At 33.5% G+C, this 14,162-nt stretch carries 7 protein-coding genes; 5 read left to right on the forward strand and 2 right to left on the reverse strand.

All coding sequences use genetic code 11. The features are described from left to right. Nucleotides 1–590: 590 nt before the first annotated feature. The gene (locus ASF10_RS11660) at nucleotides 591–7,481 is read right to left on the reverse strand and encodes a S8 family serine peptidase (RefSeq protein WP_082472425.1); all 6,891 of its coding nucleotides are present in this window, start codon (nucleotides 7,479–7,481) and stop codon (nucleotides 591–593) included. Between the two features lie 295 nt (nucleotides 7,482–7,776). Continuing rightward, nucleotides 7,777–8,460 carry a DUF4294 domain-containing protein gene (locus ASF10_RS11665; RefSeq protein ID WP_056249274.1) on the reverse strand — a complete coding sequence of 228 codons (684 nt, stop codon included), beginning with the start codon at nucleotides 8,458–8,460 and terminating at the stop codon, nucleotides 7,777–7,779. Between the two features lie 80 nt (nucleotides 8,461–8,540). On the opposite strand from ASF10_RS11665, the gene ASF10_RS11670 reads away from it, so the two are divergent. The 5 genes from ASF10_RS11670 to ASF10_RS11690 all read left to right on the forward strand — a co-directional run bounded on the left by ASF10_RS11670 (nucleotide 8,541) and on the right by ASF10_RS11690 (nucleotide 14,161). Next, the gene (locus ASF10_RS11670; protein WP_056249277.1) at nucleotides 8,541–9,629 is read left to right on the forward strand and encodes a M42 family metallopeptidase; all 1,089 of its coding nucleotides are present in this window, start codon (nucleotides 8,541–8,543) and stop codon (nucleotides 9,627–9,629) included. 65 nt (nucleotides 9,630–9,694) lie between these two features. Further along, nucleotides 9,695–10,375 carry a response regulator transcription factor gene (locus ASF10_RS11675; RefSeq protein ID WP_056249280.1) on the forward strand — a complete coding sequence of 227 codons (681 nt, stop codon included), beginning with the start codon at nucleotides 9,695–9,697 and terminating at the stop codon, nucleotides 10,373–10,375. Beyond that, complete coding sequence (locus tag ASF10_RS11680) at nucleotides 10,372–11,736, forward strand: sensor histidine kinase (RefSeq protein ID WP_056249282.1); 1,365 nt, start codon at nucleotides 10,372–10,374, stop codon at nucleotides 11,734–11,736. Before ASF10_RS11675 ends, ASF10_RS11680 begins: the two co-directional genes overlap by 4 nt. 83 nt (nucleotides 11,737–11,819) lie before the next feature. Then, nucleotides 11,820–13,064: a TolC family protein gene (locus tag ASF10_RS11685; RefSeq protein WP_056249284.1), complete on the forward strand. Its 1,245-nt coding sequence runs from the start codon at nucleotides 11,820–11,822 to the stop codon at nucleotides 13,062–13,064. Nucleotides 13,065–13,075: 11 nt separating this feature from the next. After that, entirely contained in the window at nucleotides 13,076–14,161 is a 1,086-nt protein-coding gene (locus tag ASF10_RS11690) for an efflux RND transporter periplasmic adaptor subunit (protein ID WP_056249286.1), read from the forward strand. The last annotated feature ends 1 nt before the right edge of the window (nucleotide 14,162 follow it).

A 14,162-nucleotide genomic window follows, 5' to 3' on the forward strand; every position in this document is an offset into this window, starting at 1 on the left:
TGCGGGTGCAAAAGTAGACCCTTTATTTACATTTACAAGCTTTTTTATTGCATAATTTCAATGTTTTTTAAAACTTTTTCTTAACACTCTGATAACACAAAACTTAGCTTTTTACCTTTTTTGCCTTTTGTGAGGTTTTTCAGCTACGCATTGGGCTTTTCTTAATAAGTTGCTTTGAAAAAGTCTTCATATTGGTGGGTTCACATCTTTAAGCTCCTTTTATTAAGAAGTACACAATAGCCCAAAAACCGCTAAATCACGTGTTTTCCTGCCGGCTATCTCCCTTACATCAAAATTCCTTTTGAAAGCTGCTCCCCTAGCCCCGATAGCAGTGGAAATCCTTTTGTGACGGTCCCGAGGCTTCGGGAGCGGGAAATAGCTCCTGAACAAAAATCGAATAAATCTGAAAACCAAAAAGCAGGCTTCGACTTCGCTCAGCCAGACAAACTATTCCACATAATAACAAACCCGACAGGTTTTGAAACTGTCGGGTTTAGTTGTTGAAATCATACCTTATATATAGGAGCAACTATATTCTAAAAAAAAAAGCGGCTACATAAGTAGCCGCTTTAAATTGCACAACAATAGTCTTATTTAATAATTAGCTTTTGAACTGATGTGTTACCATCTTGTTCTACCTTTATTATATAAACTCCAGTAGAAAGAGTAGAAACATTTAACTCGTTCTTTTCTATTTGAACAGAAAGAAGTTTTTTTCCTGACATATCAGATACTAAAATGTTTTTAGTACTATTTGATGCTGTCTCTATGTATACTTTGCCGTCTACAACAGGATTTGGATATAAAACAAAACCGTTTATTGTATTAGTTGGTAATCCAAGAGTACAATCAGTACTTGATACATTTACTGTACGTGTAACTGTCGATTCATTTTGAGATGCATCTTTTACAGTGTAAGTCAAGATATACTGACCTGTTGTGTTTACATCAACAGTACCTGAAACCACAACTGCAGAAGTTAAATCTGTATTTAAATTATCTGTTGCAGTATAACCAGCCTCTGTGTAAACACATCCTTTATCTATAGAAACCACAGCGTCTCCTAACAGCGTTAATGTTGGTTTAGCAGCTTCTATCGTCACTGTCCAATATTCGATAGTTCCGTTTTGAGCTGTTACGTTATAAACAACTGGTGCAGTATAATTTAATGTTGTTACTCCACTGTTTTGAATATATGTACCAATACGCAACGTTGCAAAGTCTGAAATTTGAACGTTAGGAACAAGCGTGCTAAGGTTGGCATTATTATTAACCAAAACTTTTATTGTTTTTAAAGTTGGATCAATAACACTTGTTCCTACCTGATTCGCAACCGAGTAACTAATAATACTTGCCTGGGCATTCTTAGCATTAATTGTAACAGTATAATTAGTTTGAGAAAGTTTATTTTCTGAAATTACTGTCACTAAGAAGCTATTAGAATAATTTGAAGCAATTGCTTTTGAATTTACTTGTTTTACTCCGTCAATATAAAGTTCAGCTCCCGGAGAAACGGTGAAATCTGCTACTAAGTTTGTTACATCATAACCAAATGGTACTGTTTTGGTAGCACTATTTCCAACAATATCAGTATTGATTTCTTGTGGTAATCCAGGGTTTGAAACTGTTTTAAAATCATAAGAAAGTAATTTACTTTCATTGCTTAGACCTGTAATCACTTTTACTGTATATGTTTCAGTAATTCCGGTATTGAAACCAACACCTTCAACTGTTACAGTAACAGGATTTGTGTAGTCGTTTGTAGTTACTCCGCTAACTTGAGTAGTGCCATTTATTTTTGCAATACTTTTCATTCCTAATGAATAATTAGCAACTGCCGAAGTTATATCTGCACCATCATTTAATAAAACTGAAAATGTTTTAGTTGGCGCATCATAAGAAGCTGAAAGTTGGTTTACAAAATCCAGTTTTTGTAATAGAACTGGTGCGTTCCAGAATTTCCCTTCTCCTAATCCGTTAGTATCAGCATTTGTTACTACAGCCGTATTATCACTTATTGTACCATCAAACACAAACTGTTTGTCTCCTTCTGAAAAAGAGTAATATGCTAATAATCCAGGTTCGTTTCCAATATATTTTGTCATTGAATTAGCTGCAATTGTTGCCTGGCTACGAACTCCTGCCCAAATACGAACTTCGTCAATATTTCCGTTTAAACCACGAGCTAAACCTGCATTATTTCCTATGTAAGCTGCTGCTGCTGCATTAGAAGAAGCCGCACCTGCAGTACCAGTACTTGTATAAGGAACTGAAACTCCATCTATATAAACCGTATATACGTTAGCTGCACTTACTGTAAAAGCAATATGATGCCAAGTATTTTGTTTTATAGAGTTTAACCCTGTATTTATTACATACGATCCAGCCGCAGTTGTAATAGAAACAACTAAACTGTTCTCTTTGTATATTGATAAACTACTATTGTTATGTATAAATGCCAATACTGTACTTTTATCTAAAAGTCTACCAAAAACTGAAGGTGCTTTTTGATTCACCCAAGTTTCAAATGTATAATTATTGGTAAGGTTTAAAGCCGGAGTAACATCTGTTTTAATGAAATCATTTACTCCATCAAAAGTTCCGGTAACATTTGTAGCATAATTTGTTGCATGCGAAAGTGTTACTGATTTTGCATCATTTGTAACATCTGTATCTCCTGCTAATTGTGTGTAAACATCAATTGTATAATCTCCAGGAGCTCCTAAATTAGCTTTTGTAGTAAATGTAAAATTAGCAGTTGCAGCCGGAGCGATTGTAGCTGTAAAATTCTGAACTACTTCTGTACCTCCGTTAATTTTGTATGCAACTGGAAAATTCGAAATTGGTGAATTTGAAAAATTACGAATTAAAGCAGTAACTGATACTGGTGCGTTACCTGGTTTAATAGGTGCAACTATTCTTTCTACACTTGCATCTGCAGCTGTAAAAGGCAATACATTAATCGTATATTCTTCTACTTCAAAATCACTTCTTGAGCTGGTTAATCCGTCAAAAGTTGGTCCAAGATTAACGTTATAATATTCTGATGGTGAGCGGAACATGTGTACTACTCTCATCAATTTTTCTCCAGAAGTTGTACCTGCAGGAATTGTTAAACCTCCTACTAATGTAAAATTGTTTCTGAAGTAATGTGTGCTTGTAGTTGATGGAATAGCCGGTGATGCAGAAGTTGGTGTCGTATTTACCCAAAATGTTCCTGCATAAAATTCATCGGTTAAATTACCATCTCCATTTAAATCAATTACAATCATTGTAAATACTCCTACTGCAGACGCTGATTGATCTCTTGTAATTGGAGTTTCTGGTTTAGTAATTGTAATTTCTGGTTGATAAGTAAAACCAGCATACACTGGGATTTTTACATTTTTAAAATCAGAATATGCTGTAGTTCCTGAATTATTTACAACATCATTCCATTTTAATTTTGAAATTGCATATCCATTTGTATTGGTATGAACCGGTAACTCATTTTTATTGTATACAATTTTTTCACGTGTATCATTAGTAGCGTTATCATCTGCTATGTCTACTCCACTTTTAATTGTATAAGTCGCATCAACAATAGACAAATCTGCTTTAGTTGTAAAAGTAAAACTTGCAGTCGCATAAGCTGCAATTGTAGGAACAACTTCAGTAACTTTTGCTCCTCCATTTACCTGATAAAAAACAGGATAGTTTGTTAAAACATTTGGTCCTAAATTACTAACTCTTATCGTAATATCGTGTGCATTGCTTTTTTTACCTAAAACTTCAGGTGTTACTATAGAAGCAATTGCTGCATCATTTACTACTGGTTTTGCTACACAAGTTATATCTGCAATCCATCCTCTTGCATTTTCAATTTGATCTGAAGTGAATCTAAAAGTTAATTCTCCTCCAACTGCTGTAGAAGTTAATGATGGTGGTAAACTACCTGCTGTATAAGTACCTAATAATGTAGACGCTGTCGTAGGTCCATTATAGATATATAAGAAATCATAATCTGGTTCCAGATCAAAATCAGTAAAATTAACATTGATACTACTTCCTGCAGTTGCTGGTTTAAAAGTGATTACCTGAGTCAGCTGATCTGCATAATTAGCATAACGAGTTCCGGCATCTGTAAATACTGCTGAACAAGTAGTTACAGTGGCAGTTGATCCCATTAAAATATCAGATCCTGCATTGGTAACTATTTTTTCAATTGTATTATTATCTGCAACAGCATCTCCTGTGTAATTTACACTTCCGATTACTGTATAAACACCCGGAGCTGAAAAATCTGCTTTTTGAACGAAGTCATAAGATACTTCGCTAAGCGGGTTTACAGGACCAGGAATAGTTTCAAATACTTCTGCTCCACCATTAATTTTATAAGAAACCGGTATATTGCTTACTGCAACCGGAGAATGGTTGTACACTTTTATTTTTACAGTTTCTGCAGCTGTAAGTCCTGTATTAGGAGTAAGTGAAGATAATGCAAGATCTGTTGCTGTGGCTTCAAAAAGTGAAACGTTATCAATAAATACTGAATTATAAACATTCTCACTGCTTACTACGACAACATCATTATCGATAACTGATTGAAAAGCGATACTAAATGTAGTTCCTGCATATGCTGATAAATCATAAACCAATTCCGTATTACCTGCTAATGCTGTTCCTCCATAAACACCTACATTTTCGTAGCTATTTATAGGAGTACCATTAACTACAACTCTAAAAAAGTTTTTATTTGCTGGTCCAACATTATTCCAAATTAAATTAAATTTAAGACGAAGTGCTTTCCCTGCAAGACTTGTTGCGTCGATATCACAGAAAGATACTTTTTGAATAAAATTTGGATTGTTAGTAAAAGCATTTGCTGTTGTACTTGCTATCCAAGGAGCTGATGGTGCTTCGCCAGATCCTGACATTTTTGCTCCATCTAAGAAAGTAGGATCAATATATTCATATTTTATTGTTCCTGTTACCCCTTCAGTAAATACATAATTACTTGCTTTTCTATTGTTGAAATTTTCTAAAAATGGTAAACTCAAAGCGTTAAGAACCGGTTGAGAAACTGGTTCTACATTTACAGCTCTAACTCTTTCAGAAACGATTCCGGTTGCAATATCAATAGTTCTTACTGAAAACCAGTTGTCCTCTCCTGCTGTAAGATTTGTAAATGTATAAGTAGGATCTGTAACTGTTGCAACAACATCAAACTTATATCCATTCATTTTTAAAACTTCATATTTGGCACCTGCGATTGCGTCCCAATTCATTTGGTATGAGGATGTACCACAAACTGATGGTGCAATAGTCAAATTCTTAGGTTCTGTAATGATATTAAAAACAGCTGTTGAAGCATCTACTTTTGTACCAGCACTAACTCTTACTTTAGCATTCGCAACAATTCCTGCAGGTACTTTCCAAGCAAAATTTCTAGCCGCAGACGGAATATCTTTTGCTATTATCTGATAAGTAACACCTCCATCAACTGAATATTCTAATGTAAAGTTTTTAGCTTCACCTTCGTAATCCCAACGAATATATTCTGTAGTTTCTGTATTAAATTTTTCTCCTCCTACCGGATACGTCAAAATTAATTCCGGAGCAACATAATCATATACTACAGAAAATTCCTGAGTAGCAAGTGGCACTTTTGAACCTGTAACAACAATTTTATATGTTCCCGGTGCAGGATTGTCTAAAGTTACCTGTTCGATATTATTCATATTATCTACTCCACGAACCGCATTTGCATTTGGTGCAGTTGGATTTAAAACCCATGGCAAAGTAGTTACGCCATCTTTTATAATTTTAATATCTAAGTCATTTACCTGAACGGCAGTCGCTCCCGGTGTACCTTGCAAATCTGAATAAGCAAGTATCACTTTTAAACCCACTAATCCTGCAGGAACTACGATATCTTTTTCATAAGTTGCTCCATTGGCAACAGCTGCAGTATAAAACCATTTATTATCCAGAGCTTTAACCGCTCTTAAACCGTTTAAGTTACCAAATCCATATTTATAATCAGGACCAGGATTACCGGCATCTTTTGCAGTATTTGTCACTAAAGCTTTCATCAATGAAGCTAGTGGTTTTGTACCATAAATGTTTTTATATCTCTCATAAAGTAAAGCAACAGTTCCTGTGGTTCCTGGAGTTGCCATAGATGTACCGCTCATTACCTGATACGAGTTACTATAATCTAATGAGTACACATCTGTACCAACTGCAGCAATCTGAGGTACTAAACGACCATCGATTGTTGGTCCAAAACTACTATAACTACTGATCAAATCATCAGGATTATTTGCAGCTACGTGCAACGCATTTTTTGAGTTTTTTGTAGATGTATTAAAACCTCCAGGATATGCTGTTTGGGCATTTCCGTTAGAATATATCGTTAAAAGATAAGGAAACAAAGTAGTAATATTATCATCTCCACGATCTCCAACATTGTATCTTCCTGTATTATAACCTGAAGTTAAGTTTACACCATAAGAATTTGATGTTAACTCGATACCATCCTGAACAGCAGCTATCTCTCTTTCTGCATAAACTGAAAGACCATTTGACTGTGTATTAAAATTCCAACCATACATTTGCACTTCCGGTGCCATACCTCTGGCTTTTGGGTCTAATAAACCAGCTCCACCAATAGTTCCTGAAACGTGATCTCCATGCGAAGAATTTGATTCATATTCTCTATTAATAACCCTGCCTGTATGATCTTTATGTTGTTCAAGATTTCCATCCCAGATACCAACTTTTACTCCTTTTCCAGTTAAGCCATAACCTAAACCAGGAATTAAAGATCCTAAAACATTAGCTTTATGCGAAGTAACACCAGGTTTATTATCGCTTTCTACCGGTGCAGCAACTAATTCGATGTTTTGAACCCAATTTAATTTTGCTATTTCTTGTAATTTCTCTTTTGTAGCTTCGATATAAACTTCATTAAAAGACGCTTCATTTTTACTTCCTTTAATAAACAAAGACGCTAAATCCTGTTCAATAACTTTAGCATCAACTCCTTTAAAATAGCTAATAACTACTTTAATTCCATTGGTGCCTCCTGTAGCGTAATCAGGAATTGCGTTGTCAACAATCATAGGATCTAATTTATACTTTGGATCAACTGTAATTGTCGTTCTGATATTATCAGAAACACTGCTTTTGCTATAAAATTCTGGAGCAATTGCAGCATAATAAGCATTACCGGATAAATAACTTAATAAAGTTATACCTTGTGCCTTCAGTTTTTGCTGTTCTTCTACCGATGGGATTTTTGTAAACTGCAGCAAAGTATACTCGGTTTTAGTAATTTGTTTGCTTGTAGCTTTTTTTTCTTTAAATTGTTTACTAAAATTTGCAGAAGTTTCAATTTTATTTCCATTTAAGGAAATTGTAAAATCGGCTGGTTCCTTTTGCGACCACATGGTGATGGTCATTAGCAACATAAACAGACTAAGTAATTTTATTCTCATAATGTAATAAATTTTGGTTAACAAATGGTTGCGAAGAGTAAACCTACAAATTAAACTTTCAATAACAAATAATATTTACATGAATTTTGTTAAAAAAAGAGCAGAAATATACCTTAGCCCACAAATATCTAACAAAAGCACAGCATTAGTCGACCATTCCGGTAGAAATAAAAATTACAACAAAGTAAGTAAATTCTTTTATTTTGAAAATTAACTGTAATCCGAAAATTATATTAATAAAAAAAGACCTACAAGTATTTCCTGTAAGTCTTCGAATGTAAATTTAATGTAAATGTTATTTTGGCTCTTTTTCCTGTTTTGCCTTTGTTTGCCAATGATTCATCAGGTCGTCATAATTTACCGGAGTAGCTGCTTTTTGATTCACTAATCGTCCGGACTCAAATGCTCTGAGAAGAATAGTCTCTATTAAATAGTCCTCATTTGACTCATAAGGTTTATATTCAGTCTTTAAACTAATATCGAATAAATTGGCTGTAGTATTTGAAACAAAAGCTTTAAAACCACTTTTTAAGGTTTTAATTAATTCATAGGTTGTAATCCCGGTTTGTCTATGAACAAGTTTTACCAGAATCTGCCCTTGTTTACGGGAAAGCTTTTTAAGTCTTTCTTCGAATTCGTTATTAAGATAATCCTCTACAATCTTAAAATATTTCTTCTTTTCACGATTGGTTTTCAAACGCGCCATTCCCTGATTTAAAGCTGTTAATCGATCAGCGGCTAATTTTGCATAAGGATATACTTTGTAAACCCTGTTTTGAAGAATCAGGAATTGCTTTTGCGCTTCAGGATCAAGTTTTTCTTTCGAAATAATAATTTCAGGCAATTCGATTGTATCGTTCAATATAGAATCCTGTTCAGTTAGTATATACCCCATTTGTTGGTTTTCTTTGGGCGTAACCTGAGCTTGACTTGTAAACGAAATCAATATAAAGAATAAAATGCAGTAGGTAAATTTCATTGAATCATAATTTAAGTGTAAAATTATATATTTATATACAACTCTAATACCAAATTTATAAATTAGCAAAAAAATATTTTATGAGCACAGAATCTATCTTAAAAGATACCTCGATTGCTTTCCTGGAAAGCTACCTAAATAACGCCTCTCCTACCGGATATGAAAGTGAAGGACAAAAATTATGGATGAATTATTTAAAACCTTATGTAGATACTTTTATTACGGACACTTACGGAACTGCCGTAGGAGTTATTAATCCTGATGCCCCTTTTAAAGTAGTTATCGAAGGTCATGCCGATGAAATTTCATGGTATGTAAACTACATTACAGAAGATGGTTTATTATATGTTATACGAAATGGTGGCTCAGATCACCAGATTGCACCATCAAAAAGAGTTCACATACATACTAAAAAAGGGATCGTAAAAGGTGTTTTTGGATGGCCGGCAATCCATACCCGTTTGCGTGATAAAGAAGAATCTCCAAAAATCAGCAATATTTTTATTGATTTGGGTTGTGAAACCAAAGAACAAGTCGAAGCAATGGGTGTTCACGTAGGTTGTGTGATTACTTATCCTGATGAATTTATGATTTTAAACGAAAATAAATTCGTTTGTCGTGCAATAGACAACAGAATGGGCGGATTTATGATTGCTGAAGTAGCGCGTTTGTTACATGAAAATAAAAAAACACTTCCGTTTGGTTTATATATCGTAAACTCCGTTCAGGAAGAAATTGGTCTTCGCGGTGCAGAAATGATCGCTCAGACTATTAAGCCAAATGTTGCTATCGTTACAGATGTTTGCCACGATACAACAACGCCTATGATTGACAAAAAAGTAGAAGGTGATCTTAAAATGGGAAAAGGTCCTGTTATTGCTTATGCTCCCGCAGTACAAAATAAATTACGTGATTTAATCGTTGATATTGCAGTCGAGAATAAAATACCTTTTCAGCGTCACGCAACTTCTCGTGCCACAGGTACAGATACTGATGCTTTTGCTTACAGTAATGGCGGCGTGGCATCGGCATTGATATCTTTGCCATTGCGTTATATGCACACGACCGTTGAAATGGTTCATAGAGATGATGTCGAAAATGTAATTCAGTTGATTTATCAATCTTTATTGAAAATTGAAAACAATGAAACTTTTTCTTATTTCAAATAAGACAAGATCCAAAACGCAAATTCGGTTATTTCTATAAATAGCCGAATTTGCAAATAAACAATTAAATGAAAATACTATTACTCGAAGACGATTTTACTTTATCTAAAGAAATCTCAGCATTCTTTACCTCAAAAGGATTCGAGTGTTTCCCATATTATGATGGCTCTTTATTACTAAAAAAGTATTTTCCTTACGATTATGATTTGGTCGTTCTCGATATCAATGTTCCGGGAATAAACGGAATAGAGGTTTGCAAAGGCATTCGTGAACTCGATAAAAAGACTCCAATAATTATGTTAACAGCCTTTAGCGAAATCGAAGATAAACTAGCTTCTTTTGATAACGGTGCCGATGATTATTTAGTAAAACCTTTTCATTTTGAAGAATTATACGCCCGAATATCATCACTTTTACGACGAAAAGATATTCCGCAGCAAGTAGAGAAAAAGATTCTTATTAACGATTTAGAAATTCTGGAAGATGATATGAAAGTTTTTCGATCAGGTGAAGAAATAAAACTGACTCCAAAAGAATTTAAATTAATCCTGATTCTGGCTCATGCCAAAGGAAAAGTCCTGTCAAAACAGTTTATTGCCGAAAAACTTTGGGATTATCATATCGAAACCAATCAAAACACAATTGAAGTCTATATTAATTTTTTAAGAAAAAAAATAGATAAAGATCACGAAACAAAACTCATTCGGACCAAAGTGGGTTACGGATATTATTTGAGCGACGAAGAATGACATTAAAAAACCGAATATCACTTTTAGTAAGTTTATTATTTACAGTCCTTTTTGGATTGGCTTCTACATTGATATTTGTTTTATATTCTAACTTTAGAAAAGATGAATTTCGCGACCGTCTTGAAATCAAAGCCCTCTCAAACATTAAACTTTTAGTCAATGTAAAAGAAGTCGACAATCAGCTTTTAAAAATGATTGATCAAAACTCCATCAATAAGTTATACGATGAAAAAACATTGGTTTTTGATTCTAACTACAAACTTATTTACAGCAGCATTGATGATGCTAAAATTAAATGGTCAATTGATGATTTAAAATATTTAAAAAAGAATAAAACCTTTTTTAAAAAACAAGGAAACTATGAAGTCTACGGAGTTTTTTATGATACCAAAGACAGGGATTTCTATGCCTTAATATCTGCTACGGATAATTTTGGGCAAAGAAGATTGCTGTTTTTAAGATATACCTTAGTAGTTTCTTATATCCTTTTTACCTGCATTTGTTGGGTTGTTACCTCTATTACAGTAAAAAAATTGATGAGTCCGCTAAATACCTTTCATCAAAAAATAAAAAACATAAACGAGAATAATCTGGATACACGCGTCGAATCAAAAAGCAATAAAGATGAGATTGATCTAATTGCCAATGAGTTTAATTTTATGATGGACAGAATTGAGGTTTCCTATCAAAAACAAAAAGAATTCACCGCACATGCCTCCCACGAGCTTAGAACTCCGTTGTCCAGAATCACCTCTCAAATCGAAAATGTAATTGCTGACAACAAAACAAGCGATGACAGGAAAAGCTTTCTAAAAAACATTTTATCAGATGTAAATCAACTAACTGAATTAATCAACTCCTTATTGATTTTATCTAAAATAGACAATAAAATGCAGGAGAATAATGAAGTGCATCGTATGGATGAAATCTTATTTTCGGCAATTGAAAATTTGAATAAAAGTTACCCTGAGTTTGTGATTTTATTTGAAATAGAAGAAAATGACAATCTCGATACTGCTTTAGAAATAAAAGGAAATAAAAATTTACTGGAGATCGCAATAAGCAATGTTCTAAAAAACGCCTGTGTTTACTCAGATAACAAACAGGCAAAAGTAATTATTAGTTCTCAAGATGATAATAATCTGATTATCGCAATTTCAAACACCGGAGCAACCTTAAATAATGAGGAACAAAAAATTCTTTTTGAACCTTTTATGCGCGGTCAAAATTCTAAAGGAACAACTGGTTTTGGTCTTGGTTTACGTATTGTTCAACGTATTCTAACGCTACATAAAGCAACCATAACTTACAGTGTTCCAAATATTAACACGAATTTATTTCAGTTATTTTTTCATTCGTAACTAATTTTAAGGTATTTTTAAGGTAGATTTTAAGCACTCTTAAAGTCTGGTCATAGCATATTTGTATAATTAAAAATAATACAATGAGAAAACTCTGTGCATTCCTACTTGTACTTTTCGGTCCTGTAGTATTGGCTCAAAAAACAGTTACGCTTCAAGACTGTGAAAGCCAATTTCTTAAAAACAACCTCTTTTTACTCGCATCACAATATAATATTGATGCATCGAAAGCACTGACTATTCAAGCCAGAATTTGGGATAATCCAACAATTACAGCAGAATTAAATGCTTACAATCCAGAAAGAAACCAGTATTTTGATATTGGCAAAGAAGGTCAAAAAGCATTTGGAATTGAACAGTTAATTTATTTAGGCGGAAAAAAACGCAATGAAATAAAGTTAGCTCAAGCCAATGAAAAACTAGCCGAATTGCAATTTAATGATTTGCTGAGAACCTTAAAACTACAATTAAGGAAAAGTTTTTTCACCGTTTATTACAACACAAAAAGCCTTGAAACTACTGATAAACAACTTGTTCATATCGAGGATTTAATTAACTCCTACTCTATTCAGGCACAAAAAGGAAATATTCCTTTGCGGGATGTTGTGCGTTTGCAATCCTTATATCTAAACTTCAAAAATGAACGTATGGAAGTTGTAAATGATAATATTGAAGAACAAGGAAATTTAAAACTGTTATTGAATTCTACTGAAAATGTAGTTCCTGAAGTCTCAAAAGAAGAGTTTAACAGATACATACAGGCAATTCCGTTTGATCTTAAAACATTTCAGGATGATGCTATCGCTAATCGACCTGATTACCTGGCAAAACAAAAAGATATAGAAGCCAATGAAATAAATGTAAAATGGCAAAAATCCCTTTCGATTCCTGACATAACTGTTGGAGCAAATTATGATCAGCGAAGCGGTGCATTTAATAAAGAAGCAAATTTAACCTTAGGAATTCCGTTACCACTTTGGAATAAAAATAAAGGAAATATTAAGTATGCACAAACAATTTTAGAACAATCAAAAGTTGAGAAACAAAATTTTGATTTGCAACTGCAAACCGAAATCACATCGGCATGGAACAAATGGGATGAATCCAGAAAAAACTATGTCGTTATAAAACCTACTGTTAACTCAGATTTTGAAGCAGTATACAACGGAATTCTGACCAATTTTCAAAAACGAAATATTAGTTTATTAGAATTTACTGATTTTATGGAAAGTTACAATCAGGCTTCTATTCAGGTAAATGAATTGAAGAAAAAAGTAGTGCTTTCAGGCGAAGAATTAAATAGTACCATCAACAAAGACTTATTCTAAAACGAAACAAAATGAAATATAAACTAATTATAGGAATTGCTCTTGTGAGTTTATCAATCGCAAGCTGCAAAAAAGAAGTTGAAAATACAGACACAAATACATCATTTGCCTTAAGCGATTCGATGCTAAAAACAACTACAACAGCCGAAGCCAAAACAGAACCCGTAAAAAATGTATTGAGCTTTTACGGAAAAATTACTGCTGACAATAATAAAATGATTGATGTATACCCGCTTGTTGGCGGAAATGTAATTAAAGTAAATGTAGAACTTGGTGATTATGTACGTAAAGGACAAGTTCTGGCTACCATAAAAAGTACTGATATCGCTGATTTTGAAAAACAATCAATCGATGCGAAAAATGATCTTTTAGTAGCTAAAAATCATATGAAAGTAGCTCAGGAATTATTTGACGGAAAATTAAATTCTGAAAGTGATGTACTGCAGGCAAAATCTGAGGTTAATAAGGCACAATCCCAATTAAGCAAGGTTCAGGAAACGTATAAAATTTATAACATCAAAGCCGGTTCTATCTATGAAGTAACAGCACCTATTAGCGGGTTTATCATTCAAAAAAGCATTAATCAGGATATGCTTTTAAGAAACGACCGCTCTGAAAACATCTTTGATATTGCCGAGATCAGCGAAGTTTGGGCGCTTGCAAATATTAATGAAATAGACATTAATAAAGTAAAACTAGGCATTGATGCTGATGTTACAACATTGAGTTATCCTGATAAAGTTTTTAAAGGGAAAGTAGATAAAATCTTCAACGTAATTGATCCGGAAACAAAAGCCATGCAAGCGCGTATAAAATTGAAGAATCCGGATTATATGCTAAAACCAGATATGAATGCCAATATCAAACTATCTTATAGCGAAGGAGAGTCTATGATAGCCGTACCTAGTAAAGCAATTGTTTTTGATAAAAGTAAAAATTTTGTGATGGTTTTTAAAGATCGTAACAACATCGAAACCAGACAAGTTGAAGTTTTCAGGGTAGTTGGAGATATTACTTATATCACGAGTGGTTTAAAAGAGAATGAGAAAGTAATTACCAACAACCAGTTATTTATTTATCGCGCTTTAAACGAATAAG

This window comes from Flavobacterium sp. Leaf82, from assembly GCF_001422725.1.
GTDB lineage: Bacteria > Bacteroidota > Bacteroidia > Flavobacteriales > Flavobacteriaceae > Flavobacterium.

Coding starts and splice junctions, on each gene's coding strand:
- ASF10_RS11660 (WP_082472425.1), bottom strand. CDS start 7,481: ATGAGAATAAAATTACTTAGTCTGTTTATGTTGCTAATGACCATCACC.
- ASF10_RS11665 (WP_056249274.1), bottom strand. CDS start 8,460: ATGAAATTTACCTACTGCATTTTATTCTTTATATTGATTTCGTTTACA.
- ASF10_RS11670 (WP_056249277.1), top strand. CDS start 8,541: ATGAGCACAGAATCTATCTTAAAAGATACCTCGATTGCTTTCCTGGAA.
- ASF10_RS11675 (WP_056249280.1), top strand. CDS start 9,695: ATGAAAATACTATTACTCGAAGACGATTTTACTTTATCTAAAGAAATC.
- ASF10_RS11680 (WP_056249282.1), top strand. CDS start 10,372: ATGACATTAAAAAACCGAATATCACTTTTAGTAAGTTTATTATTTACA.
- ASF10_RS11685 (WP_056249284.1), top strand. CDS start 11,820: ATGAGAAAACTCTGTGCATTCCTACTTGTACTTTTCGGTCCTGTAGTA.
- ASF10_RS11690 (WP_056249286.1), top strand. CDS start 13,076: ATGAAATATAAACTAATTATAGGAATTGCTCTTGTGAGTTTATCAATC.